The following is a 24,283-nucleotide window of genomic DNA, read 5'->3' on the forward strand; positions in this document are numbered from 1 at the left end:
GTCACTCCTGACTGTCGAGATGGCGTTCCAGGGCGTCGAGATGCGTGGTCCACATCGACCGGTACGGCTCGAGCCAGTCGTCGACTGCTCGTAGCGGCGCGGTGTCGACCCGGTAGATCCGCCGCTGCGCGGCAGTACGGCAGGTGACCAGTCCGGCGTCGCGGAGCACGCGCAGGTGCTTGGAGACGGCCGGCTGGCTCATGCCCAGCGCGTCCACCAGCTCGCCGACGCTGCTCTCGGTCCGGCGCAGCCGGTCCAGGATGCGGCGCCGGGAGGGCTCGGCCAGCACGGCGAAGGCGTCGACTGTCACGCCTTCAATATGCCTCATCGGTTATATGCCTGGCAAGGAATGACAGGTCGCGCTGCCCCGCCCCGGCCGGCTCCATATGCTCGGGGCATGGAACTGCGGATCTTCACCGAACCCCAGCAGGGCGCCACGTACGACCAGCTCCTCGCCGTGGCCCGGCGTGCGGAGGAGACCGGCTTCGCCGCGTTCTTCCGCTCCGACCACTACCTGAAGATGGGCTCGGTGAGCGGTGACCCCGGCCCGACCGACGCCTGGACCACGCTCGCCGGGCTGGCCCGCGACACCACCCGGATCCGGCTCGGCACGCTGATGACCGCCGCCACGTTCCGGCTCCCCGGCCCGCTGGCGATCACGGTGGCGCAGGTCGACCAGATGAGCGGCGGCCGGGTCGAGCTGGGCATCGGCACCGGCTGGTACGCCGAGGAACACACCGCGTACGGCATCCCGTTCCCGCCGCTGGGGGAGCGGTTCGACCGGCTGGAGGAGCAGCTCGCGGTGATCACCGGGCTCTGGTCCACCCCGGCGGGCTCCACGTTCGACTTCCCCGGCACGTACTACCCGGTCAGCGACTCGCCCGCGCTGCCCAAGCCGGTGCAGAGCCCCCGCCCGCCGATCCTGCTCGGCGGCATGGGCCCGAAGCGCACGCCCCGCCTGGCCGCCCGGTACGCCGACGAGTTCAACCTGCCGTTCGTCTCGGTCGAGGACACCGTCACGCAGTTCCAGCGGGTACGCGACGCCTGCGCCGAGATCGACCGCGACCCGTCCACGATGGCCTGGTCCAACGCGCTCGTGCTGTGCTGCGGCCGCAACGAGGCCGAGGTGAAGCGGCGCGCCGAGGCGATCGGCCGCGACCCGGACGAGTTGCGCGCCAACGGCGCCGCCGGCACGCCCGCCGAGGTGGTCGAGACGCTCGGCCGGTACGCCGAGGCGGGCAGCTCCCGGGCCTACCTCCAGGTGCTGGACCTGACCGACCTGGACCACCTGGAGCTGGTAGCCGCCGAGGTGATGCCCCACATCTGACCCGGCCCGTCCCGCCGCCCGTCCCGCCGCCCGTCCCGCCGCCCGTCCCGCCTCCCGCCTCCCGCCTCCCGTCGAGATCTTGGTACGGAACGGCCCCTATAGGGGCCGTTCCGTACCAAGATCTCCAGCGGTCCCACCTTGCGGAGCAACAATCTCGCGTTACGGGAGGCACTCCTGCGCCGCCCCCCACCAACCCCGCGATCTTGCGGTTGCGGCCCTTCCGGTGCCGGATTTACGGCTCTTGTCGGGGCAGCAACTGCATGATCAACGGCGGTGTGGACGCCAGAACTCCAAGATCGTCGCCGAGTCGCGTGGGCGGCGGGCGGGTCAGCTTGTTGTGGCGCGGCGGACCGTGTCGAGGCGGCCGTCGCGGTCGCTGTCCAGGTACGTCACGTCGGGTACGCCGTCGCCGTCCAGGTCGATCTGCACCACGTCGGCCACACCGTCGCCGTCCAGATCCGTGACCACCTCGACGGAACCGTCCAGGTGCCGGGTCACGATCGACCGGCCCGCCCCCTGGCGCGGCGGCGGCCCCGGGTGGGGCACCGGCGCGGGCTCGGGCTCCGGCGTGGGCCCCGGCACCGGCGCGGTCGCGGCGGGCGTCACACCCACACCGGCGGGTCCCACACCGGCGGGCGGCATCTCCGCAGCGTCGGGGTCCACGCCGGTCGGGTCGATCTCCTCCTCCGACGGGTACACGTCGCCGCGGAGGCTCGGGTCGCGGTAGCTGCTCATCCCGCCAGGATTCCCGCCGAGTGGCCGGGGCAACCCTGCCGGCGCATGATGGCGGATGATGGCGCGCATGACGGACACGAACTGGGCCGGAAACGTCAGCTGGTCGGCGCGTACCCGATCGCGGCCGACCTCGACCGACGAACTGCGGCGGCTGGTCGCGGAGGCCGACCTGGTCCGGGCCGTCGGCACCGGCCACTCGTTCAACCGGCTCGGCGACACCACCGGCACCCAGATCGCGCTGGACGGCCTGCCACCCGCCGTCGCGCTCGACCCCGACCGCGGCGCCGTCACCGTCGCGGCCGGCGTCCGCTACGGCGACCTGGCCACCGCGCTCCAGGCCCAGGGGTACGCGCTGGCGAACCTCGCGTCGCTGCCGCACATCTCGGTGGCCGGCTCGGTCGCCACCGCCACCCACGGCTCCGGCGCGCGGAACCGCAACCTGGCCGCCGCCGTCGCCGCGCTGGAACTCGTCACCGCCGACGGCGACCTGATCACCGTCGACCGGGCCGACCCACGGTTCGCCGGGCTGGTGGTCAACCTGGGCGCGCTGGGCGTGGTCACCCGGCTCACGCTCGACGTGGTGCCCACGTACGAGATCCGGCAGCACGTCCGTCTGGGCCTGCCCCGCGCCGCCCTGGACGAGGCGCTCGACGCCGCGTACAGCGTCAGCGTCTTCACCTCGTGGCGCTCGGAGCGCTTCGACCAGGTGTGGGTGAAGCAGTACGCCGACGAGGCCCCGCCGCCCGCCGACTGGCTGGACACGGTGGCCGCCGACTCGCCCCGGCACCCGGTGCCCGGCATGTCGCCGGAGCACTGCACCGCTCAGCTCGGCGAGCCGGGGCCGTGGCACGAGCGGCTGCCGCACTTCCGGCTCGGCTTCACCCCCAGTAGCGGCGACGAGCTGCAGTCGGAGTGGCACGTGGCCCGGGCCGACGCGTCGGCGGCGCTCGCCGCGCTCGACCCGGTCGCCGACCGCATCGCCGCCGTGCTCCAGATCTGCGAGCTGCGTACGGTCGCCGCCGACGAGCTGTGGCTGAGCCCGAACTTCCGGCGCGACTCGCTGGCGCTGCACTTCACCTGGATCGGCGATCCGGTCGCTGTCGCGCCGGTGCTGGCCGAGGTGGAGGAACGGCTCGCCCCGTTCGCGCCGCGCCCGCACTGGGGCAAGCTGTTCGAGCGCGACCCCGCCGCCGCGTACCCCCGGCACGCCGACTTCGCCGCGCTGCTGCGCGAGTTCGACCCGAAGGGGAAGTTCCGCACCGCCGAGATGGACCGCTACTTCCCCCGGGACTGACTCAGCGTCCGGCCGGCATCTGCTGGCGCAGGCTGCCGCGCTGCACCGCGCGGCTGATGTCGCTGGGCGAGACGATGCCGACAAGCTGGTTGTCGACCACCACGAGAGCGCGGCCGTCGGTGCACTCGTTGAGCCGGGGCAGCAGGTCGGTGAGCTGCTCGTCCGGGCGGGCGAGCACCAGCTCGTCGGCCCGGCAGGACACCTCGGCCAGCGTGGTCGACGCACGGCGGTCCGCCGCGATGCCGCGTACCCGATCGAGCGTGACCAGACCGACCGGCCTGCCGTCGACGGTCAGTGGGAGCGCCGAGTGTCGGTACGCGAAAAGGTAGTGGTCGACGAAGTCGGCCACTGTGAGGTCGCCGGACGCGGTCTGCGGCTGCGGCGTCATCACGTCGCCGACCCGGATGCCGCGCAGCGCGTCGCCCATCCGGGCGGCGCGTTCCTCCTGGCCGGCGGCGCCGAGCAGGAACCAGCCGATCAGCGCCAGCCACAACCCGCCGAACCCCGCGCCGGTGAAGAACCGCCACAGCCCCAGCCCGATCAGCACGACGCCGAGCACCCAGCCCGCGCGGGCCGCCACCACCGACGCCTTGGTTCGGTCGCCGGTGAACTTCCACACCGCCGCGCGCAGCAGCCGCCCGCCGTCCAGCGGGGCGGCCGGCAGCACGTTGAAGATCGCCAGCAGTACGTTGATGCCCGCCAGCCAGGCCAGCGCGCCGAGCAGCAGCCCGTGCCCGCCCGCGGCGGCCACCGCCACCGCGATCGCCGCGAAGAACACGCCGATGATCAGGCTGACCAGCGGCCCGACCCCGGCGATCCGCAGCTCGGCGCCCGGGTCCTTCGCCTCGCCCTTCAGCTCGGCGACACCGCCGAACAGCCAGAGCGTGATGCCCTCGACCTCGATGCCGTTGCGCTTGGCGACCACCGCGTGCGCCACCTCGTGGGCGAGCAGACCGACGAAGAAGACCACGGCGGCGGCCAGGCCGGCCGCGAAGTAGGCGACGGGGGAGTGACCGGGGTACGAGGCGGGGAACAGGCTCGCCGACAGCGCCCACGCGATCAGCACGAAGATGACCAGGACACTCCAGTTGACGCCGACCGGTACGCCCGCGATCCGGCCCAGACGGAAACTCGCCCTCATGTTTCCGTCATACCCGGCGCACCCACCCGCACACCAGAACCTGCCGCACGGCGTGCCGGTTCTGCGGTGGGTGCAGAGCCAGGAGGATCGGGGTGCCAGGTGGCGGCGCGTTCGATTGATCAACTTTGATGGGAGAACTAGCCTTGCGTAGATGAGGAGTGTTCGCGGCGTAGCCGTCTGGGCGTTGTTGGTCTTCTTGGGAGGGCTTGCGCTGCTGCTCTCCCCGCCCCTGATCGACTACGCCTTCGATCCGAGTACCGACTGGGAGCGCTTGGCGAATATCGGCCAAGCCTACGGCTCGGTCTCCATGCTTCTGTCCGCGCTGGCTCTCGTGGGTGTGGTCGCCACCACCATCAGTCAAAACAGGCAGGCCCGCATCGCATTGGAATACGCGCAACGTGACCAGCACGCCTTGTTGCTCAAGATGGCCATAGATGATGCCGTGCTGATGGAGTGCTGGGGGTCGCTGACCCAGGACCCTGCCCCTGAACGGCGGAGGCAGCGGGCCTACATCAATCTGATCCTCAACTTCTGGGCCACGACCTGGCAACTGGGCGGGATGCCTGAGAGCCAGTTGCGAGGACTGCTGGCGGCTGACATCTTCGCCACCGAGATCGGCTTGAGGTTCTGGGAGCAGGCGCGGCTTACGCGGAAGGTCGTGCACGCGGGGGCGCAGCCAGCAGCGTTCGACCGGATTGTAGAGGACGAGTACCTGCGCGCCCTGGCGAAGCTACGAAGCACGGAGGCTTCGGGCGTTGGATCGTAGGGTCAGGGTGCGCAGGCGATGCCTGCCGCGTTCAGTTCCGGAACGTCTCGTGCTTGACGCCCGCGACGAAGGTCGACCAGGCTGCCGGGTCGAAGGCGAGGATAGGACCTCGCGGGTCCTTGCTGTCGCGTAGCCCGACCACGCCGGGCAGGTTGTCGGCGACCTCGACGCAGTCGCCGGAACCGTTGCTACGGGTGCTCTTGCGCCAGGTCATCGTCGCCTGGTTGGCCTCTTCCACCCGCGCCGTCCTCTCATAGCTCGTCGATCGCCCCCAGGATGAGGTCGCGCGACTCCCGGGCGCCGGCCGCCGTGGCGACCAGGTGCTCGAAGACGCGGCTGTACTCCCTCACCTGTTGGCCTTCGAGATAGAGGCTACCCGCGCGGGTCTCGACGTAGACGACCCCCGGATCGGCCGGCTCGGGGAAGGTCAGCACGCTGAAGGCGCTGCCCATCGACCCGTACTCGCCCGCGCCGAAGGTCAGGATCTGGATGGTGCGGCCGGGCCGGTCCGCCTCCTCGGCCAGTCGCCGCAACTGCGCCGCGAACAGCTCCGCGCCGCCGACCGGGCGCCGTAGTGCGGCTTCGTCCAGCACCASCCAGAGCTTCGGCGGAGTTTCGGTGTCCTGACGGCGCATGCGCAACTCGACCCGCCGGTCCACCTCGTCGGTCGGGGCGTCCGGGTGCTCGGCGCGGATGACCGCGCGGGCGTAGTCGGCGGTCTGGAGTAGACCCGGAATCAGTTGCGGCTGGAAGGTGCGGATCTCGGCCGCCTCGGCCTCCAGCCCGACGTAGACCTCGAACCAGTCCGGCAGCACGTCGTCGTACGCCTGCCACCAGCCGCGCTTGCGGGCATCGCGGGCGACCTGGACGAGTGCGTCCACCTCGTCGCCTTCCACCCCGTACAGCTCAAGAAGTCCACGGGCGACCGGCGGCATGACGGACACCTGGGCGTTCTCGATGCGGCTGATCGCCGACTTCGAGATCCCCACCTCCTTGGCGGCCTGGTCGGCGGTCATGCCGGTCTGCTCACGGAGGCGACGGAGGGCAGCGGCCAGGCGTCGACGTCGGACGGTCGGGCTTCCAGTCATGCCGGTCAGTGTGGCGGAAGCGGACGAGCTTCGCAATGACATCATCCCGAATCGGGAGTTGCGCAAAGGGTGCGGTCCACTGCACGATGAGTGAGTGGCCGGATCGGCTGGGTCATCGGGTGTCGACCTGGGCCACGCGTTGTGCCCTGCTGACGTACTGCTGGTCGAAGGCTGCGGTGGCAGGTGCCGGGGTGGGTCCGCCGGTGCGCGGCGGGCCGGTGGGCCCGCCCTTCCACAGTTCGATCTCGACGGTGAGGGGCAGGTCCTGTCATGCGCGTCTTCCTCCGGCGTGTCCGGCGTCGCCGGCGGTCGGTCCTCGGATCGACCTGCTACCGGTCGTCCACCTATCAGCCCTTGCGTCCGTGGCAGGTCCGTGAGCGGAGCTTCCGGACGACCCAGCTGGGCCGGCGTGGGCTCGATCCGCAGGAGGTGCGGGAGTTCCTCGACCGCGTCGCCGGTGACCTGGCCGTCGTCTACGACGCGCTGGCGCAGAGCCGCCGGGAGACAGACCGGATCAAGAACGCGCTGCGTCGCTGGCAGTCGGAGCAGGCCCGGGCCCGCAACGAACGGGGGTACGACAGGTGACCGAGCGATGGGTGATCCACCTGCCGGTCGTCGTCAACGACCTGCTCTCCGCTCAGCGGCTGGCCCGGGTGGTGGCGCACTGGTCGCACGTCCTGCCGCAGACCGAGCCCGGCGGCACCACGGTCTCGGCGGAGGACGACCAGAACGTCCGCCACTGGGTGTTCTGCGACCGGTTGCTGCCCGGTGGGCAGCGGTGTCTGCTCCGGCCCGGACACGACGGTGAGTGCTCCCGGCGGTTCCGGCCGCGATGAGCACCCGCTCGACCGGCACCGCGTGCCGCACCGAAAGCGGAGTATGCATGAGCTATGGTGAGAGTATGACGCGGCGCATCACGATCAGCCTGCCCGACGACGTGGCCGAGTACGTCGAGCGGTCGCAGGGCACGACGTCCGGCTTCATCGCCGACGTGCTCCGGCGGAAGATGCGAGCGGACGGTCTGCGTGCCCGATGGGCTGAGCACGGCTATGTGGTGACCGACGAGGACGTCGAGCGGGCTCGCCGGAGGCTGGCACAACAGCCGCCGATCACCGACGAGCAACACGATCGGAACATGGAGTGGCTACGCCAGTTCGGGGACGGTGACGGGGCGGCTGCCGCGTGAACGGGCTCGTCCTGGACACGTCCGCACTGCTCGCGTACGCCGCTGGGGACAGCGTCGAGCCGGGTGCGCTGCTGACCCTCGCGCAGGAGGATCCCGAGCAGGAGGTGTGGATCCCGGCGCTCTGCCTGGGGCAGGCGCAGCTTCAGGTAGCGGGTACTCCGGCCGCCGATCTGCTCGACCTGCTCCTCGACACGGACCGGGACATCCGGATCGCGGTATACGACGGTCCGACCAGCCGGCGGGTGGCCCGGATCGCGGCGAGCCGCAAGGTGCCGCTCGACGTGGCCCACGCGATCGCCACCGCCGTGCTCTACCGGTGCTACCTGGTCACACGGGACGTCGGGACGGTAGCGGTGGCGGCCCCGCCCGACCTCGAGGTCCTCGACATCTCCGACTCCTGGGAATGAGGACCGTAGTCGGTCAGTCGGCCTTTCCGGCCGGGACGACCCACGTCATCGGCTGGCCGGTGATCGCGGTGATCAGGTCGAAGTCGCCGTCGTAGTGCAGAACGGTCACGCCATGCCGTTCGGCGGTGGCGGCGATCAGCAGATCGGCCATCGAAAGCGCGCGGTGGTTGCCCTTGTGCAGCGCCTGCACCTGGACGTCGATCGCACGATCCCAGATGTCGTCCGGCATGGCGAGCCAGTCGAAGCCGCGAAGCAGCCATCGAGCGCGCTGCGCGTCCTTGGCCGAGCGGGCGCTGTGCACCACCTCGATCTCGACCGCCCCGCAGACCGCCAGCAGACCGCGCTCGGACAACTCGTCCAGGACGGGTGCCACGGCGGGCTTCGGCCACCTGGCGAGCGCCGACTTGTCGAGAAGGTAGCGCTCCCGCGTCATGCCGCTTCGGGCTCCGACGCCTGCTGCGGGTCGGTGAGGTCCGGCAGGCCGCCGCTCTTGAGCCAGTCGGCGAACTCCCGGCGCTTCTCCCGGTTGACCACTTCCTGCAGCGCGGCGTTGACGGTGGCCTTCTTGGTGCCGGTACCGAGGATCTCGGCGGCCTCGGCCAGGAGGTCGTCGTCGACGTCAAGGATGGTCCGGGACATGTGCGCCTCCTCGTCCGAGCACTCGAACGAGGTGATGATATCAATTTTCGCTGATCTTGATATCTTCGTCGGTCAACGCCGTCGAGGGGCCTCGGCGACCACTGTCGGGGAATACTCGTTCGCCGCCTCGACCGCCCACTCCAGCGCGTAGTCCGCCTCCTCCTCCCAGCCCGGTTCGCCGCCGACGAAGTGCGACCGGCCGGGGAACTCCCGGTAGCCGGTGAGCGCCGTCGAACTCCGGTAGAGGTTGGCGATCGAGCTGGCCAAGGTCGCGGGCACCACGTGGTCCTCGCCGCCCGCGGTGATCAGCAGCGGGGCGCGGTCGCTGCGCTTCTTGTCGATCTCGGTGGCGGAGTTCGGGTCCAGGTTGGCGAACGCGGCCTCGAACAGCACGTGCCCGGCGCCCGGTACGGCGTACCGCTCCCAGGCGGCGTCGGACTCCTGCTGGCTGATGGTGTTGCCGAAGGCGTACCGGAAGTCCTCCGGCGTGAACGGCACGGCGCGGTGCCGGTTGGCCGGGTTGTGCAGGATCGAATACCCGGACCGCAGCGTGCTGGGCGGCAGCTTGAGCACACCCCGTACCGGCGCGGGGTGCACGGCGACCACCGCGGCGCCGAGGCGGCGGTCCGCCAGCAACTGGGCGATCAGGCCGCCGAACGAGTGGCCCATGATGATCGGCGGGCGCGGCAGGCCCTTGACGATCGCCGCGTAGTGGTCGGCGATGTCGGCGATGCGCTGCGCGGCGATCGGGGCCGGGTCGGCCCGCAGATCCTCCACCTCGCGGTCCATCCCGGGCCAGGCGGGCGTGAGCACCTGGAAGCCGCGCGCGGCGTACCGCTGCGCCCAGTGCTCCCAGCTCCGCGAGGTCATCCAGAGCCCGTGGATGAGCACGATCGTGTCGACCCGTCCCGTCGGTGCGCTCATGTCCGCCTCCCCGTTTCGCCGCTGGACGGCCCGCGCGTACCCGGACTGGGCGCCGGCAATCCTGCCTGACCGGCCGGACAGGAATTGACGGCTGACCCGGATGATCAGCGTCCTGAGTCGACTGTCAGGATGACGACATGACGGTCAGACTTGCCGACAGGGTCGCCCTGGTGACGGGCGGGAGCCGGGGAATCGGCGCCGCCGTCGTGCGCCGGCTGGCCGAGGACGGCATCCACGTCGCGTTCACCTACCGCACCGCGCAGGACAGCGCGAAGTCCGTGGTGGCCGAGATCGAGGCGTACGGGCGGACCGGCCTGGCGATCAACGCGGACAGCGCCGACGCGACGGCCGTCGTCGGCGCCGTGGACCGGACCGTCGCCGAGTTGGGGCGGCTGGACATCCTGGTCAACAACGCCGGCGTGTTCGCGGGTGGGCCGATCGAGTCGGTCAGCCTCGACGCCCTGGACCGGGCGATCGCGGTGAACGTGCGCGGGGTCTACCTCGCCACCCAGGCGGCGGTACGCCACATGGGCGCGGGCGGGCGGATCGTCAACATCGGCAGCAGCTTCGCCAGCCGCGTCCCGGCACCGGGGGTGAGCGCGTACGCGATGACCAAGAGCGCCGTGAACGGGCTGACCCGGGCGCTCGCCCGCGAACTCGGTCCGCGTGGGATCACCGTCAACCTGATCCTGCCCGGCTCGACCGACACCGACATGAACCCGGCGGACAGCGCGGGCGCGGACGGGCAGCGGTCGCACATCGCCCTCGGCCGGTACGCGACCCCGGACGACGTGGCGGCGACTGTCAGTCACCTGGTGGGCCCCGGCGGACGGCACGTCACCGGCGCGTCGATCGCGATCGACGGCGGCGCGACGGCCTGATCGGCCCCAGAGCGTCCGGCGTCGGCGGCGTGACCGCCTGACAAATGTCACGGCCGGAAGGTGACTGCCGCTCCGGGGAACCGGACACCGCACGCCGGAGCATCGGGACATGACCGATTCCGCACCGGCCGTGGACCTGGCCGGACTCACCAAGACCTTCGGCCCGGTGACCGCCGTCGACGGGCTCGACCTGCGGATCGCCCCCGGTGAGGTGGTGGCGTTCCTCGGCCCCAACGGCGCCGGCAAGACCACCACAGTCGACATGCTGCTCGGGCTGGCCCGCCCGGACGCCGGCACGGTCCGCCTCTTCGGCGGCGAGCCGGCCGACGCCGTCCGGCACGGCCGGGTCGCCGCCGTGATGCAGACCGGCGGCCTGCTCAAGGACCTCACCGTCGCCGAGACGGTACGGATGACCGCGCACTTCTACGGCCACACCCGGCCGGTGGCGGAGGTGCTGGAGCGCGCCGGCATCGCCGGGATCGCCGACCGGGCGGTCGGCAAGTGCTCGGGCGGGCAGCAGCAGCGCCTGCGGTTCGCGCTCGCGCTGCTGCCCGACCCGGACCTGATGGTGCTGGACGAGCCGACCACCGGCATGGACGTCGAAGGCCGGCGCGACTTCTGGCAGGCGATCCGGGCCGACGCCCGCTCCGGCCGGACCGTCCTGTTCGCCACCCACTACCTGGACGAAGCCGACGCGTACGCGGACCGGATCGTGCTGATCCGCCAGGGCCGCGTGGTCGCCGACGGCACCACCGCCGAGATCAAGAACCTGGCCGCCGGGCGGGTGGTGCGGGCGACGCTGCCCGGCGCCGACCAGGCCGCACTCGCCGCGCTGCCGGGCGTCCGCTCGGTCGAGGTACGCGGCGACGCGGTCCTCGTGCACACCGGGGACTCCGATGTGGTCGCCCGGCACCTGCTGACCCGCACGGACGCCCGGGACCTGGAGATCACCTCACGCAACCTCGAGGACGCCTTCCTCACCCTGACCGCCTGAACCGGGGAGCCTCGCCATGACCGCCACGACCTCGTCCACCACCGCCCGCGCCGTCGACCGCCGGCCGCCCATGCTCGGCGGGTTCTGCGCGCCGGTGCTCGCCATCGAGATACGCCGGGTGCTGCGCAACCGCCGTACGCTGCTGTTCATCCTGGTCATGCCGGCCGTGTTCTTCCTGCTGTTCGGGCTGCCCACGCGCGGGGAGAAGCTGGACAACGGGCTGCCGGTCACCGGCTGGATCATGATCAGCCTGGCCGTGTACGCGGCCATGGTCGCCACCACCAGCGCCGGTGCGGCCGTCGCCACCGAACGCGCGCTGGGCTGGAGCCGGCAACTGCGGCTCACTCCGCTGCGCCCCGCCGCGTACGTGGCGACGAAGGTCGCCACCGCGATGGTGCTCGGCCTGCTCGGCGTACTCGTGGAGTTCGCCGTCGGCGCGGCCTCCGGAGTCCGGCTGCCGGCCCACGTCTGGGTCGAGTCCGGCCTGACCGCCTGGGTCGGCGCGCTCGTGTTCGCCGCGCTCGGGCTGTTCGTCGGCTACCTCGCCCCGGCCGAGAACGTCATGCAGTTCATGGGTCCGGCGCTGGCCATCCTGGCCATGCTGGGCGGCCTGTTCGTCCCGCTGGAGCTGCTGCCCGACGTGATGCGGCAGATCGCCAAGTTCACCCCGGTGTACGGGGTCGGTCAGCTCGCCCGCGCGCCGCTGACCGGCACCGGGGTGGACTGGGCGGCGGTGGCGAACGTGACCGCCTGGACCGTGTTCTTCGGCCTCGGCGCGGCCCGGCTGTTCCGCCGGGACACCACCCGTGTCTGAGCGGGGTCTAGCGTGGTCGGCGTGACGTCGCCGCCCGGTCCGGCCCGGCCGGTGAACCGCCACTGGCGGTTCACCGGCTGGCTGCTGGCGGCGGTCTGGCTGTTCTTCCTCAACATCCCGCTCGGCACCGCACTGCACCAGCCCCAACTGTGGCGGCGGCTGGTCGGGATCGGCGCGCTCGTCGCGTTCGCCGTGGCGTACGTGCTGATCTTCGAGTGGGCCCGCGCCCGGCGGCAGCGCAACCTGTCGGTCCCGCCCGGCCGGGCCCGGCTGCTGATCGCCGTGCTGCTCGCGCTCGGGCTGGCCGGGATCCCCGGCACCGGCGGCGACTGGCTGACCACACTGGTCTTCGTCGGGGCAGCCGCGGTGTTCCTGCTGCCGTCGGCAGAGGCGCTGGTGGTGGTGGTGCTGGCCGCGGCGGCGCCGCCGGTGACCGCGCGTCTGGTGCCCGGCTGGGAGCACGAGAGCACGCTCGTCTTCGCGGTGCTGCTCGCCTCGTTCGCGATGTTCGGGGTGAGCCGGCTGGCCCAGCGCAACGGCGAACTCCAGGCCGCGCAGCAGGAGATCCGCCGGCTGGCGGTGGCGGAGGAACGCGCCCGCGCCGCCCGGGACCTGCACGACATCCTCGGGCACTCGCTCACCGTGGTGGCGGTCAAGGCCGAACTGGCCGGCCGGCTGCTGGAGCTGGACCCGGCCCGCGCCGCCACCGAGGTCGCCGACATCGAGCGGCTGGCCCGGGAGGCGCTGGCGGACGTGCGGAGCACCGTCGGGGCGTACCGCGGGGTGGATCTGGCCTCCGAACTGGCCGGCGCGCGGTCGGCGCTGACCGCCGCGGGCGTCGTCGCGGAGCTGCCGGAGTCGGTGCCGCCGCTGCCGGCGGACCGCGACGAGCTGTTCGGCTGGGCGGTCCGCGAGGGGGTGACGAACGTGGTGCGGCACAGCGGCGCCCGCCACTGCGTCATCCGGGTGGAACCGTCGGCGGTGGAGGTACGCGACGACGGCCGGGGCCCGGCGGACCAGCATGGCCCGGCCGGGCACGGCCTGGCCGGGCTGCGGGAGCGGGCCCGGCGGCTGGACGCGACGGTGACGGTGACGGTGGCGCGGCCGGACGACGGGCGTGGCTTCCTGCTCCGGGTGACGGTGCCCGCGGCGGATCCGGACGGAGGGACGCGCCCGTGACCGAGCCGATCAGGCTGCTGCTCGCCGACGACCAGGCGCTGGTCCGGGGCGCGCTCGCAGCGCTGCTGTCGCTGGAGCCGGACCTGACTGTGGTGGCCGAGGTGAGCCGCGGCGACGAGGTGGTGCCGGAGGCGCTGCGCACCGGCCCGGACGTGGCGCTGCTCGACGTGGAGATGCCGGGCCTGGACGGGGTGGCCGCGACCGCCGCGCTGCGGGCCGCGCTGCCGTCCTGCCGGGTGCTCGTGGTGACCACGTTCGGGCGGCCCGGCTACCTGCGCCGGGCGATGGAGGCGGGCGCGAACGGCTTCGTGGTCAAGGACACCCCGGCCCGGCAGCTCGCCGACGCGGTCCGCCGGGTGCACGCCGGGCTGCGGGTGGTCGACCCGGCGCTCGCCGCCGAGACGCTCGCCACCGGGCCGAGCCCGCTCACCGAGCGGGAGACCGAGGTGCTGCGTACGGCGCGCGGCGGCGGCACGGTGGCGGAGCTGGCGGCGACGTTGCACCTGTCCGAGGGGACCGTACGCAATCATCTTTCCGCAGCCATCGGCAAGACCGGCGCCCGCAACCGGGCCGACGCGGTGCGGGTGGCCGAGGCCAACGGCTGGCTGCTGGGCTGAGCCCGGTCAGGGCAGGCGGTCCACCACGACGAAGGCGGTGCCCGGCTCGACCTCGGTCAGCAGCAGGCGCTGGGCGCTGCGGGTCAGCCGGATGCAGCCGTTGGTGACGTTCTTGCCGAGCGTGTCGTCGTTGTACCAGCTGTGCAGTCCGATGTGGGCGCCGCGCAGCCCGGTCGGCACCGCACCCGGGTCGTCCGGGATCGCGCCGAGGGCGAATATGTCGACGCCGCCGTAGACGGCCTCCGGGGGCGGGGTGCGGCCCAGCACGAACGTGCGGCCCAGTGGCGTGAGCTGCCCGGACATGCCGAGGCTGACCGGCCAGGTGCGCATCGCGCGCCCGTCCCGGCTCCAGGTGAGGCGGTGGGTGCGCCGTTCCACCACGATCTGGTCGCGCAGCGCCACCGTGGTCCAGCCGCCCGAGGGCAGCCAGGCGATGGTGCGGTTGGCCGACGGGAGCAGCACGGCGGTCCAGCCGGAGCGGCGTTCGACGATCGGCACGGTGAGCCGTACGCCGTTGATGGTCGGCGCGAGGAAGGCCAGCGGACGGCCGCCCGGCGCGTCGTACGCGGCCACGTTGCGGTTCGGGCGCAGCCCTTCGCCGAGCTGGCGGGTGTCGGCCGGGTCCGGGTCGGGCGGGAAGCCGCGCGGCGCCGGGTCGTAGGTGATCACCGGCAGGTCGTCCGGCGGGCGCGCGGCGGGCGGCACCGACTCGTACGGCGACGGGCTCGGCGCGGCGGTCGTGGTGGTGGGCGCGGCGACGACCGGCGTTGACGGGCGCGCGGGCGTGACGGTGAGCGCGCGGCCGACCAGCAGCGCGGTGACGAGCAGCAGCGGTACGGCGAGCGCGGCGATCAGCCAACCGGGAGGTCGGCGCGCGGCAAACCGGTCGAACAGCACGAAACTGACTGTAACCGACCGGAAGCCCCCGTACCCGGTACTACGGGTACGGGGGCTTCGCGGCCCGGGTGGCTCAGCTGAGCTTCGCGCCGATGTGGATGGCGATCGCGTCGTGCGCGGGGACGTTCGCGGCGAACCAGCCGGACGAGTCCACCGTGATCACCGGACCGCTGCACGAGCCGTTGCTGAACGTGCCGTGGACGACGTCGCAGTAGCGGCCGGCCGGCAACCCGGTGTAGTACGAGCGGCCGTTCACCGCGCTGCCCTCGTCGTTGATCGTCAGGTAGCCCTTGCCGGTACGGCTGAACGCGATGTGCTGGTAGCCGTTGTCGTACCAGTTGGAGACCCCGGCGCCCTCGGTGGCGTTGCGGAAGCCGACCATGTTGGCGATGACCGGCCAGCGGTGCTCGCACTCCCAGCCCGAGTAGCAGGTGACGTTGGTGATCCGGTTGCTGCCGTCGGCGGGCGGGCCCTGGTCCCGGCCGCTGTAGGTGAAGCTCGACATCACCGCCGGGGTGCCGTACGGCCAGGCCAGCATGAACGCGTTGGCCAGCGCGTACGTGCCGCGGTCGCGGTAGGTGAGCACGCCGCCCTCGCGCTGGGTGTCGTGGTTGTCGGTGAAGACCACCGCCTTCGCGCTCGACAGGTAGCCCCAGGACTCACCGAAGTTCTTCAGGTACGCCAGCCGCTCGTTGTTGAACATCCGGGCCAGGTCCTTGCCGTACCGGAACTCGTGCACGTCACCGTTGCCGGTGTACTCGGCCGGCTGGATCGGCTCGCCCGCGCCGTAGATGACCTCCTGCACCAGGTACGCGCTGCGGTTCAGCTTGGCCTTGATCGCGGCGATGTCGGCGGCCGGCATGTGCTTGCTGCCGTCCAGGCGGAACCCGTCGACGCCGAGGGAGAGCAGGTCGTTGAGGTACGCGGCGAGCCGGCCGCGCACGTACTCCGACTCGGTCTTGAGGTCGGCGAGGTTGACCAGCTCGCAGTTCTGCACCTCGTACCGGTCGTTGTAGTTGGCGATGTCGTTGTTGCCGTTGCGCCCGCAGTAGTGGAAGTCCTGCGCCGAGTAGATGCCGGGATAGTTGTAGTGGCCGTACGACGAGCCGGCCCAGCCGGTGCCGCCGTTCTCCTGCCCGGACATGTGGTTGACCACGGCGTCGACGATCACCTTCACGCCCGCCGCGTGGCACGTGTTCACCATGGACTGGAACTGCGCGCGGGTGCCCTTGCGGGACTCGATCCGGTAGCTGACCGGCTGGTACGACACCCACCACGGGCTGCTGTTGACGTGCTCCTGGGGCGGGGACACCTGCACGTAGCCGTAGCCCTTCGGGCCCAGCGTGCTGGTGCACTCGGCGGCCACCGACGTCCAGTTCCACTCGAAGAGCTGGACGATGACCTTCTTGGCGCCCGGGGTGGCGGCGGTGGCCGGGGGAGCCGCCGCCGTGATCGGGACGAGCAGGCTGGCGGCCAGGCCCAGGGCGAGCGCCGCGGCGCGGAATCGGCGTCGATGCATCAGGACTCCTGCGGGGGTGCGGGGGATGCGGGGGAGTGGAGCCTGTCTCAGTGCTGGCTTCTTGCAGCCCGCGCTGAAATTTTGCGGCAAGGTTACGAGAATGTTGCAAGGACTGTCAACGTATGGGCATTCGTCGTTGCGTCAGGCGCTACACGCGCGTCCGGACCGGACGGTTCGAAAAACCGGCCGAGAAATTCGCCACCGGAGGTGATCCGTCCGCGCCGTCGCTCCGTACCTGAGTGGGGAGCAGGGTCGGCCGGTGGGGGCGCCGCCGCGAGACGATCGAGGAGCAGATGGCCCGGGCACAGCAGAACGAGAAGACGACGACCGTCCGGACCACCACCAGCAGCCGTGGTGCCCGGACCATGTCGAAGTCCGCGATCGCGGCGCTGACCGCTTCCGCACTCGGCCTCGCGTGGGCCGGAGTGGAGCTGGCCGGCGCCGGCGGGCTCATGTACTCGTACGGATTCTTCTTCACCGAGTTCTTCGCCGGGGTGGTCGCCCTGGTCGCGCTCAGCATCACCGTCATGCTGGGCCTGCTCGCCACCGATCGCCTCGTGCTGCTCATCCGGCACCGCGTGCTGCTCCAGTCCGCGCACCGCGCCACCGGCGTGCTCGGCGTGGCCGGACTGGTCTTCCACGTCATCACCAAGGTGGCCATCGGCCGGGCCGGTCCCACCGACGCGGTGGTGCCGTTCATCGGCGGCGCCGGCCTCTACGTCGGACTGGGCACCGTCGCCGCGCTGCTGATGGTGGGCGTGCTCTGGACTGGAATCGTCCGGGTCCGGTTCGCCGGCGTCGGTCCCAAGTGGTTCTGGCGGGCGCTGCACTCGATGGCGTACGTGTCCTGGCCGTTCGCGCTGGTGCACGGCCTCAACGCCGGCCGGCCCGCGGCGACCTGGGTGCTGCTCAGCTACCTCGCCTGCGTGCTGGCCGTGGTGCTGGCGCTGATGGTGCGGCTCTCCGTCCACCTGGGCAAGCGCAGCCGGGAACAGCACCAGGCCGCCGCGCTCAACAAGGCCATGGCCGGCAAGGCCGAGGAGCGGACCGGCGTGTTCGCCGTGCTCACCCGCAAGAAGGACACCGCCAAGGAGGACAGCGGCGCCGGCCGGGGCCGCTGGGCCGAGGCCACCGCCACCTGGACCGCGCCGGCCGGCACCGCCCGGCGGCGCGACCCCGAGCGGTTCGCCGTACCCGTGGTGCCGGAACCCGGGTCGCTGCGCGAACCGGTCCGCGCGTCCGCCCGCCGCCGCGACGAGGAGCGGGTCGCCACCCGGGTACGCGAGGAGGAGCGCGAGCCGGTCCTCTTCGACCGGGACGAGGAACTGGTGCCGGCACGCCGGTCCGACAGTGAACGCTCCCGCCGTCGTCGCCGGTCCGAGGAGGAGCCGGCGGGCCGCCGGTCCCGCACCGACGAGGAGCGGGTGAGCCGCCGGTCCCGGACCGACGAGGAACGGGTCGGTCGCCGCTCCCGGGCCGACGAGGACGTCGCCGCCCGCTACTCGGCCCCGCCGGAGAGCGGTGGCCGCCACTCCGCGCCCCCGGACACCGGGGGCCGCCACTCCGCCCCGCCGGACAGCAGCCGGTACGCCACCCCGGCCGAGGTGGCCCGCTACTCCGCGCCGCCGCGTGCCGGCAGCGAGCCGGAGGAGCCGTGGGACAGCCCGCGCCGCTGGGAGACCCGCCCGGTCTCCGGTGAGCCGATCTCGGCCGGGCCGATCTCCGGCAGCCCGATGTCGGCGCAGCCGCTCAGCGGATCCGGCCGGCGCTACCGGGACGAGGAGGACGTGCCGGAGGAGCCGGACTACTGGCGCCCGCCGGCCCGCTACGACGCCGACGAGGCGTTCGTGGACGACACCCCGACGCTCGTCGACCTCGCCTCCCGTCGCGCCATGCGGGCCGGCAAGGACAGCCGGTCCGGCCGTCGCAAGCGGGCCGACGCGGACGCGGTCGACGGGGCGTACTGGGCCGGGCTGCGGGGTGAGGCCCGGTGACGCGGCAGACCACGGTCCCACCGGTCGCCTGCGTCGGCGAGCCCCGCCTGACCGCCGGGTTCGCCGAGTTCGGCCGGCTCGACCTGCTCGCCCACGAGGAGGTGCACGGCCCGATCGGCCCGATGGAACCGGCGGCGCTGCTGCGGCTCGCCGAAGCCATCGACCTCAAGGGCAAGGGCGGCGCGGGCTTCCCGTTCGCCCGCAAGCTGCGCGCGGTGCTGGAGTCCTGCGAGCGGCAGGACCTCTCCGCCGTGGTCGTCGTCAACGCCACCGAGGGGGAACCGGCGAGCTGGAAGGACAAGGTGCTGCTCACCCGCGCCCCGCACCTGATCCTGGACGGCGCCGCGCTGGCCGCGTTCGCGCTGGACGCGGAGGAGATCGTCATCGGCGTCGCCGACGACGACGTGGGCCGGCCCTCGCTGGCCGAGGCGCTGAAGGAACGCCGGATGCCGGTGCCCACCACGATCGTCACGGTGCCGCACCGGTTCATCTCCGGCGAGGGCGGCGCGCTCGTCAACGGCATCAACGGCCTGCCGCACATCCCGCCCGGCACCAAGAAGCGCTCCAGCGACTCCGGCGTCGGCGGGCTGCCCACCCTGCTGTCGAACGCCGAGACGTACTCCCAGCTCGCCGTCGCCGCCCGGATCGGCCCGTACGAGTACGCCGCGCTCGGCACCGACGACGAGCCCGGCACCGTGCTGCTCACCGTCACCGGGTCGGCGAAGCGGCCCGCCGTGGTGGAGTGCGCCGCGGGCACCCCGCTGCGCGAGATCCTCGACCTGTGCGAGGTGCCGCCCGGCCCCGGCATCCTGATGGGCGGCTACCACGGCAAGTGGATCACCGCGGCGGCGGCGGACCGGGCCGAGGTGTCCCGCAAGGGGCTCACCGCCGTCGGCGGCACGCTCGGCGCCGGCATCATCGTGCCGCTCGGCGCCGACACCTGCCCGCTCGGCGAGGCCGCCCAGGTCGTGCGGTACCTGGCCGGTGAGTCCGCCGGGCAGTGCGGCCCGTGCAAGATGGGCCTGCCCGACCTGGCCCGCTCGGTCGACCTCGCGGTCTCCGGCAGCGCCCCGGTCGAGCTGGTCCGCGCCGCGGCCGGCGACGTCAAGGGACGCGGCGCGTGCAGCCACCCGGACGGCACCGCCCGGTTCGCGCTGTCCGCCATGGAGGTGTTCGCCGACGACCTGCGGCTGCACGCCACCGGCGAGGGCTGCGGCAAGCGGGTCAAGGGCATGATGGGCCTGCCCGGCGCGCCCGACGCCAACCCGCAGAAGCTCACGCTCGACTGGTCCCGCTGCGACGGCCACGGGCTCTGCGCGCACGTGGTGCCGGACTTCATCCGGCTCGACGGCAACGGCTACCCGGCGTTCCCGCCCACCCCGGTGCCGACGTGGCTGCGCGAAGGCGCGCTCAAGGCGGTAAAGGTCTGTCCCGAACTCGCGCTTCGCCTGGTCCGGGCCGAGTAGAACCCAGGAGCCGCCGATGCGTACCGCCGTTCGTGTGACCGCCGCCGTCGTACTCGCAGCCACGCTCGCCACCGGCTGCGCGGCCGGGCCCGAGGCCGGGGCGGTGGCACCCGCGGCCCCCGCCGCCGCGCCCCCGGACGTCGCGTCCCCCGCCGCGACGCCGGGCGGGCCGACGTCCGCGCCACCGGCCGCGGTGCCGGCCACGCTGACGTTCACCGGCAAGACCCTCGACGGTACGGCGTTCTCCGCCGCCGCCCTGGCCGGGCGGCCGGTGCTGCTCTGGTTCTGGGCGCCCTGGTGCGCCACCTGCGCCAGCCAGGCGTGGACGGTCGCCGAGATCGCCCCCGCCTACCGGGACACGGTCCCGATCGTCGGCGTCGCCGGGCTCGGCGAGCAGAAGGCGATGAAGGACTTCGTCACCGAGTTCGACCTGGGCGACACGACCCAGATCGACGACCGCAACGGCGCGCTGTGGCGCCGTTTCAAGGTGACCGAGCAGAGCACGTTCGTCGTCCTGGACCGGACCGGCCGGGTCGTCCACCAGGGATTCCTGGACGGTGAGGCGCTCACCCGGCAGGTCGAGACGCTGGCCCGGGGATGACCGGCGCGCTGCTGCTCGCCCTGACCGCGGGCATGCTCGGCGCGGTCAACCCGTGCGGCTTCGCGATGCTGCCCGCGTACCTGTCACTGCTCGTCGCCGGGCCCGACGGCGGGCGCGGCGCGGTCGGCCGCGCGCTCACCGCGACGGCCGCGCTCACGCTCGGGTACGTGCTGGTGTTCGGCGCGTTCGGGCTGGCCGTGGCACCGGCCGCCGACTGGTTGCGCCCTCGGCTGCCGTGGCTGACGGTGACGCTCGGCGTGCTGCTGGCGCTGGCCGGGTGCTGGCTGCTCGCCGGCAAGCGGCTGCCCGCCCCGCGCCCGCTGCGCGTCGCGCCCCGGCTCACCCGCACCTGGCCGTCCATGGTGCTGTTCGGCGCGGCGTACGCGCTCACGTCGCTGAGCTGCGCGATAGCGCCGTTCCTGGCGATCGTGGTGACCAGCATGCGGGCCGGGTCGCCGCTGCGCGGGCTGGCGCTGTTCGGCGCGTACGCGCTGGGCATGGCGCTCGTGGTCGGGGTGGCCGCGCTCGCCGTGGCGCTGCTGCGCGGCCGGGTCGTGGCGCGACTACGCGGCGCGGGCGCCTGGGCGCCGCGTCTGAGCGGCCTGGTGCTCGTGGTCGCGGGCGGCTACGTCGGCTGGTACGGCTGGTACGAGGTGCGCCTCGCCCAGGGCCGGTACGACGCCTTCACCGACCCGGTGATCCGCGCCGCCGCCCAGCTCCAGCAGACCCTGGTGAAGGCCGTCGACACTCTGGGCCCCGCCGTCCTCGCGGCCCTGCTCCTGGCCGCCGTGCTCCTCACCCGCCGCCGCCCCCTTTCCCGCGATCTTGCGGTTGGGGCCCGGGCGGAAGGGGTGAAGCGGACTTCTCGCGGGCCGGAAGTGCAAGATCGCGGGGAAGGGACGGGGACGGCGGCGGCGGGGGAGCGGGTCAGCGCGGGGTGAGGCGGTCGGTGCCGAGCTTGTCGCGCAGGACCTCCGGGACCACCACCGAGCCGTCGGGCTGCTGGTGCTGCTCCAGGATGGCCGGGAACAGGCGGCTGGTGGCCAGCGCCGAGCCGTTGAGCGTGTGCACGAAACGGGTCTGCTTCGCGCCCGGCTCGCGGTAGCGGATCGCCGCCCGGCGCGCCTGGTAGTCACCGGCCCACGAGACCGACGACACCTCCTTGTACTTGCCGGTGCTCGGCATCCACACCTCGACGTCGAGCGTCTTCTTCATCGAGGCGCTGGCGTCACCGGCGGCCAGCAGGCTGGTCTGGAAGTGCAGACCGAGCTTGCCGACCAGGCCCTCGACGTGCCCGACCATCGCCTCCAGCGCCGCGCCCGCCTGCTCCGGCAGCGTGAACTGGAAGATCTCCACCTTGTTGAACTGGTGGCCGCGCACAGTGCCGCGCTCGTCGGAGTGCGACCCGGCCGCCTCGCGCCGGTAGCACGGCGTGTACGCGAACGCCTTCAGCGGCAGCTTTGGCGTCTCCAGGATCTCGTCCTGGTACGCGCCGAGGATCGCCGTCTCCGCCGTGGGCAGCAGGAACTGGCCGCGCGAGGACGACTGCTTGTCGATGTGGTAGACGTCGTCGTGGAACTTCGGGAACTGCCCGGCCGCGTAGCCGGCGCTGTCCAGCAGCAGGTGCGGCGGGAGCAGGAACTCGTAGCCGGCCTGGATGTTCTGCTCGATCAGCCAGTTCACCAGCGCCCACTCCAGCCGGGCGCCCAGACCGGTGTACATCCAGAAGCCCGAGCCGCCGAGCTTCACGCCCCGCTCGTGGTCGACCAGGCCGAGCGCGCGGCTCAGCTCCACGTGGTCGCGTACCTTCTCGATGGCCGGCGCCTCGCCGAACGTCCGCACCACCCGGTTGGCCTCCTTGCCCCCGGCGACCACGTCGTCGGCGGGCAGGTTCGGCAGCTCGCTCATCACCGCGCGGAGCCGGGACTGCACCTCGTCGAGCTGGGACTCCAGCTCCGCGAGCTGCTTGCGCTCGGCCTCCGGGGCGACCGGCTGCGGCGTGCCGCCGGACCGTTTCGCCTCCGCGTACGCCCGCGCCTCGGCCTTGCGGCGCTGCCGCTCGGCGTCGATCTCCGTGATCAGGGCGCGTCGTTCCTGGTCGAGCCGCTGGATGTCGTCCAGCGTCCGGGTGACCTCGGCGGGATCCAGACGCTTCGCCAGCGCGGTCGCCACCGCCTCGCGATCCTTCCGGATCAACTCCATGTCGAGCATGCTGCTCGTACGCCTCCGTCCAGGCAGTCAGGTGGGACCTCCAGATGCTACCGTCGCGCCCCCGTCGCCCCGGCCCGGCCCGCACAGCCCGCCGCCACGGGGCCCGTTTCGGTGACGGCGCGTGACGGTGGTGCTGTCGGAGGGGTGTGCTCACAGTCCGTGACGGTGTGCTGGTGCCCGCTCCGACCCGCGTCCGCTGGTGGGCGTGCTGACCTGGTCAATCTGACGGATTCGCCTTCGGGCGGGTGTGCCCCTTCGGCGACTTTGCTCTGCAGCCACCGACGCGGCGTTCGACGCAGCGTCAGCGTCGCGCGGATGGTTGCAGAGCAAAGTCCGCGAAGGGCAAACATCCCGGGGGAGCGTTCGCATCACGCACAGTCACTGGCGTCTTCCGCCGGGGCCTGGCTGAGGCCGGGTGGCGGAGGCGGGTGACGGAGGCCGGGTGGCGGAAGCCGGGGAGCGCTGAGCGTCAGAGGCGTACCGGCATCAGGACCGAGAAGGCGTGCGCGTCGTCGGTCCGTCGCACGGCCAGCGGAGTGATCGGGCCGTCCAGCTCCAGCACGAGCTGGCCGTCGCCGGACCCCAGCGCGTCCAGCAGGTACTCCCGGTTCACCCCAACCCGAAGCGCGTCAGCGCCGGCCGCGCCGGCCGGGTCGACAAGGCGCAACTCGCCGCGGCCGTCCAGGCCGAGCGCCACCACCTCGTGCTCGACGCCCTCGTGCGCGCGGTGGCAGACCGGGACGCCGTCGGCGGTGAGCGCCGCGCGCAGCGCCGCGCCGTCGACCGGGATCCGGTACGCGGGTACGTCACCGAGCTGCGCGCGCAGCAGCCGGCGGTAGTCCGGGAAGTCGTACGGCAGCGGTACGGCGGTCAGCGGCCGGCCCGCCACCGTGACGGTCACCCGGCCGGGAGCGACGACGACCTCGGCGACGTCCGCGCCGTCGAGGCCCGACACCGAGCCGGCAGCGTCCAGCAGCGCCCGCAACTCGTCGACGGCGGCCACCGGCAGCAGAACGCTCACCGGCGGGCCGTCGACGGTGCCGGCGACCCGGGCCACGGCGAGCCGGTGCCGGTCGGTGGCGATCAGGTGCACCCCGTCGAGGGCGACCTCCAGCAGCACGCCGGACAGGACCGGCAGCTCGGGGTCGGCGCCGACGGCGAAGCGTACGGCGTCCACGGCGGCGGCCAGGTCGGTGCGGGCCAGCGCGAGGCGGGTGGTCACTGTGGGCTCCTCCGGGTCGATCAGGCTGCGGATCCGGGAGAGCTCGCGACGCGCGTCGGCCAGGCCGTCCTCCAGGCGGCGCAGGTGCGCGTCCAGCAGCCGGTGCACCTCGGCCGGCCGGTGCCGGTTCCGCAGCGCCTCGGCGATGCCGGCCAGCGGCATCCCGACCCGGCGCAGCCCGGCCACCAGCCGGGCCGGGTCCACCTGCTCCTCGGTGTACCAGCGGTAGCCGGTCACCGGGTCCACCCGGGCCGGGGCCAGCACCCCGGAACGGTCGTAGAACCGCAGCGCGCTGACCGTCAGGCCACTGGCCCGGGCCAGCTCGCCGATGCTGCGAAGCTCGCTCTCCACGGCCGTCATCCTGTGACCTCAAGCGGGTCG

28 protein-coding genes are annotated in these 24,283 nt (G+C 72.8%); 16 read left to right on the forward strand and 12 right to left on the reverse strand.

Annotated features, from left to right (window positions below):
• Position 1: 1 nt before the first annotated feature.
• Complete coding sequence (locus A8711_RS18195; protein ID WP_104115004.1) at positions 2 to 310, reverse strand: helix-turn-helix transcriptional regulator; 309 nt, start codon at positions 308 to 310, stop codon at positions 2 to 4.
• Positions 311 to 397: 87 nt separating this feature from the next.
• Between A8711_RS18195 and A8711_RS18200 the strand changes: the two genes are divergently transcribed.
• On the forward strand, positions 398 to 1,327 hold the full coding sequence (locus tag A8711_RS18200) for an LLM class F420-dependent oxidoreductase (protein ID WP_064448202.1): 930 nt from the start codon (positions 398 to 400) through the stop codon (positions 1,325 to 1,327).
• A 327-nt stretch (positions 1,328 to 1,654) separates the two neighbouring features.
• On the opposite strand, the gene A8711_RS18205 is transcribed toward A8711_RS18200, so the two are convergent.
• Positions 1,655 to 2,062 (reverse strand): hypothetical protein, encoded by a 408-nt coding sequence (locus A8711_RS18205; RefSeq protein WP_064448203.1) that lies wholly within the window; start codon positions 2,060 to 2,062, stop codon positions 1,655 to 1,657.
• A gap of 67 nt (positions 2,063 to 2,129) precedes the next feature.
• On the opposite strand from A8711_RS18205, the gene A8711_RS18210 reads away from it, so the two are divergent.
• Positions 2,130 to 3,356, forward strand: coding sequence for an FAD-binding protein (locus A8711_RS18210; protein WP_069089114.1), 1,227 nt, complete (start codon positions 2,130 to 2,132; stop codon positions 3,354 to 3,356).
• A gap of 1 nt (position 3,357) precedes the next feature.
• Here the strand turns inward: A8711_RS18210 and A8711_RS18215 are convergent, their stop codons facing one another.
• Positions 3,358 to 4,497 (reverse strand): site-2 protease family protein, encoded by a 1,140-nt coding sequence (locus A8711_RS18215; protein WP_043329128.1) that lies wholly within the window; start codon positions 4,495 to 4,497, stop codon positions 3,358 to 3,360.
• A 151-nt stretch (positions 4,498 to 4,648) separates the two neighbouring features.
• Between A8711_RS18215 and A8711_RS18220 the strand changes: the two genes are divergently transcribed.
• Positions 4,649 to 5,263 (forward strand): DUF6082 family protein, encoded by a 615-nt coding sequence (locus A8711_RS18220; RefSeq protein WP_069088893.1) that lies wholly within the window; start codon positions 4,649 to 4,651, stop codon positions 5,261 to 5,263.
• Positions 5,264 to 5,294: 31 nt separating this feature from the next.
• Here the strand turns inward: A8711_RS18220 and A8711_RS18225 are convergent, their stop codons facing one another.
• A complete protein-coding gene (locus tag A8711_RS18225) occupies positions 5,295 to 5,477 on the reverse strand; it encodes a DUF397 domain-containing protein (protein ID WP_104113057.1) in 183 nt (60 codons plus the stop codon).
• A 37-nt stretch (positions 5,478 to 5,514) separates the two neighbouring features.
• Positions 5,515 to 6,351, reverse strand: coding sequence for a helix-turn-helix transcriptional regulator (locus A8711_RS18230; RefSeq protein ID WP_069088894.1), 837 nt, complete (start codon positions 6,349 to 6,351; stop codon positions 5,515 to 5,517).
• Positions 6,352 to 6,621: 270 nt separating this feature from the next.
• On the opposite strand from A8711_RS18230, the gene A8711_RS18235 reads away from it, so the two are divergent.
• The 4 genes from A8711_RS18235 (at position 6,622) to A8711_RS18250 (ending at position 7,944) form a co-directional block, all read left to right on the forward strand.
• Entirely contained in the window at positions 6,622 to 6,936 is a 315-nt protein-coding gene (locus A8711_RS18235) for a DivIVA domain-containing protein (RefSeq protein ID WP_043329134.1), read from the forward strand.
• The gene (locus A8711_RS18240) at positions 6,933 to 7,187 is read left to right on the forward strand and encodes a hypothetical protein (protein ID WP_069088895.1); all 255 of its coding nucleotides are present in this window, start codon (positions 6,933 to 6,935) and stop codon (positions 7,185 to 7,187) included. Before A8711_RS18235 ends, A8711_RS18240 begins: the two co-directional genes overlap by 4 nt.
• Positions 7,188 to 7,252: 65 nt before the next feature.
• Positions 7,253 to 7,537 (forward strand): hypothetical protein, encoded by a 285-nt coding sequence (locus A8711_RS18245; RefSeq protein ID WP_121685563.1) that lies wholly within the window; start codon positions 7,253 to 7,255, stop codon positions 7,535 to 7,537.
• A complete protein-coding gene (locus A8711_RS18250; protein ID WP_069088896.1) occupies positions 7,534 to 7,944 on the forward strand; it encodes a type II toxin-antitoxin system VapC family toxin in 411 nt (136 codons plus the stop codon). The genes A8711_RS18245 and A8711_RS18250 overlap by 4 nt, the downstream gene beginning before the upstream one ends.
• Before the next feature lie 13 nt (positions 7,945 to 7,957).
• Here A8711_RS18250 and A8711_RS18255 read toward each other — a convergent pair whose 3' ends face one another.
• The 3 genes from A8711_RS18255 to A8711_RS18265 all read right to left on the reverse strand — a co-directional run bounded on the left by A8711_RS18255 (position 7,958) and on the right by A8711_RS18265 (position 9,507).
• Positions 7,958 to 8,377, reverse strand: coding sequence for a PIN domain nuclease (locus A8711_RS18255; protein ID WP_069088897.1), 420 nt, complete (start codon positions 8,375 to 8,377; stop codon positions 7,958 to 7,960).
• Positions 8,374 to 8,583, reverse strand: coding sequence for a type II toxin-antitoxin system VapB family antitoxin (locus A8711_RS18260; protein WP_069088898.1), 210 nt, complete (start codon positions 8,581 to 8,583; stop codon positions 8,374 to 8,376). Before A8711_RS18260 ends, A8711_RS18255 begins: the two co-directional genes overlap by 4 nt.
• A 72-nt stretch (positions 8,584 to 8,655) precedes the next feature.
• The gene (locus A8711_RS18265) at positions 8,656 to 9,507 is read right to left on the reverse strand and encodes an alpha/beta hydrolase (RefSeq protein ID WP_069088899.1); all 852 of its coding nucleotides are present in this window, start codon (positions 9,505 to 9,507) and stop codon (positions 8,656 to 8,658) included.
• A 137-nt stretch (positions 9,508 to 9,644) separates the two neighbouring features.
• Here A8711_RS18265 and A8711_RS18270 point away from each other — a divergent pair, with 137 nt between their 5' ends.
• The 5 genes from A8711_RS18270 to A8711_RS18290 all read left to right on the forward strand — a co-directional run bounded on the left by A8711_RS18270 (position 9,645) and on the right by A8711_RS18290 (position 13,992).
• Positions 9,645 to 10,388 carry an SDR family NAD(P)-dependent oxidoreductase gene (locus tag A8711_RS18270; RefSeq protein ID WP_069088900.1) on the forward strand — a complete coding sequence of 248 codons (744 nt, stop codon included), beginning with the start codon at positions 9,645 to 9,647 and terminating at the stop codon, positions 10,386 to 10,388.
• A gap of 109 nt (positions 10,389 to 10,497) precedes the next feature.
• Positions 10,498 to 11,382: an ABC transporter ATP-binding protein gene (locus tag A8711_RS18275; protein ID WP_069088901.1), complete on the forward strand. Its 885-nt coding sequence runs from the start codon at positions 10,498 to 10,500 to the stop codon at positions 11,380 to 11,382.
• 16 nt (positions 11,383 to 11,398) lie between these two features.
• Positions 11,399 to 12,196 (forward strand): ABC transporter permease, encoded by a 798-nt coding sequence (locus A8711_RS18280; protein ID WP_069088902.1) that lies wholly within the window; start codon positions 11,399 to 11,401, stop codon positions 12,194 to 12,196.
• 21 nt (positions 12,197 to 12,217) lie between these two features.
• Positions 12,218 to 13,375: a sensor histidine kinase gene (locus A8711_RS18285; protein WP_043331038.1), complete on the forward strand. Its 1,158-nt coding sequence runs from the start codon at positions 12,218 to 12,220 to the stop codon at positions 13,373 to 13,375.
• Positions 13,372 to 13,992 (forward strand): response regulator, encoded by a 621-nt coding sequence (locus tag A8711_RS18290; protein WP_043329150.1) that lies wholly within the window; start codon positions 13,372 to 13,374, stop codon positions 13,990 to 13,992. The genes A8711_RS18285 and A8711_RS18290 overlap by 4 nt, the downstream gene beginning before the upstream one ends.
• A 6-nt stretch (positions 13,993 to 13,998) precedes the next feature.
• Here the strand turns inward: A8711_RS18290 and A8711_RS18295 are convergent, their stop codons facing one another.
• On the reverse strand, positions 13,999 to 14,889 hold the full coding sequence (locus A8711_RS18295; RefSeq protein WP_069088903.1) for a L,D-transpeptidase: 891 nt from the start codon (positions 14,887 to 14,889) through the stop codon (positions 13,999 to 14,001).
• A gap of 73 nt (positions 14,890 to 14,962) precedes the next feature.
• A complete protein-coding gene (locus tag A8711_RS18300) occupies positions 14,963 to 16,408 on the reverse strand; it encodes an alpha-amylase family protein (protein WP_069088904.1) in 1,446 nt (481 codons plus the stop codon).
• Positions 16,409 to 16,647: 239 nt separating this feature from the next.
• Between A8711_RS18300 and A8711_RS18305 the strand changes: the two genes are divergently transcribed.
• From A8711_RS18305 to A8711_RS18320, 4 genes are read left to right on the forward strand one after another with little or no spacing between them, the layout of a single operon-like run.
• Complete coding sequence (locus tag A8711_RS18305; protein ID WP_233607678.1) at positions 16,648 to 18,402, forward strand: hypothetical protein; 1,755 nt, start codon at positions 16,648 to 16,650, stop codon at positions 18,400 to 18,402.
• On the forward strand, positions 18,399 to 19,868 hold the full coding sequence (locus A8711_RS18310; RefSeq protein ID WP_064448215.1) for an NADH-quinone oxidoreductase subunit NuoF family protein: 1,470 nt from the start codon (positions 18,399 to 18,401) through the stop codon (positions 19,866 to 19,868). The genes A8711_RS18305 and A8711_RS18310 overlap by 4 nt, the downstream gene beginning before the upstream one ends.
• Before the next feature lie 16 nt (positions 19,869 to 19,884).
• Complete coding sequence (locus tag A8711_RS18315; RefSeq protein ID WP_069088906.1) at positions 19,885 to 20,469, forward strand: redoxin family protein; 585 nt, start codon at positions 19,885 to 19,887, stop codon at positions 20,467 to 20,469.
• Positions 20,466 to 21,410: a cytochrome c biogenesis CcdA family protein gene (locus tag A8711_RS18320; RefSeq protein ID WP_069088907.1), complete on the forward strand. Its 945-nt coding sequence runs from the start codon at positions 20,466 to 20,468 to the stop codon at positions 21,408 to 21,410. The genes A8711_RS18315 and A8711_RS18320 overlap by 4 nt, the downstream gene beginning before the upstream one ends.
• Here A8711_RS18320 and serS read toward each other — a convergent pair.
• Positions 21,397 to 22,680, reverse strand: a complete 1,284-nt coding sequence (gene serS / locus A8711_RS18325) for a serine--tRNA ligase (RefSeq protein WP_043329159.1) — start codon at positions 22,678 to 22,680, stop codon at positions 21,397 to 21,399. The genes A8711_RS18320 and serS overlap by 14 nt on opposite strands.
• A gap of 469 nt (positions 22,681 to 23,149) precedes the next feature.
• Positions 23,150 to 24,262 carry a MerR family transcriptional regulator gene (locus A8711_RS18330; RefSeq protein WP_069088908.1) on the reverse strand — a complete coding sequence of 371 codons (1,113 nt, stop codon included), beginning with the start codon at positions 24,260 to 24,262 and terminating at the stop codon, positions 23,150 to 23,152.
• Between the last annotated feature and the right edge of the window lie 21 nt (positions 24,263 to 24,283).

It is taken from the genome of Micromonospora sp. II (assembly GCF_001709195.1).
GTDB classification, from domain to species: Bacteria; Actinomycetota; Actinomycetes; order Mycobacteriales; family Micromonosporaceae; genus Micromonospora; species Micromonospora chalcea.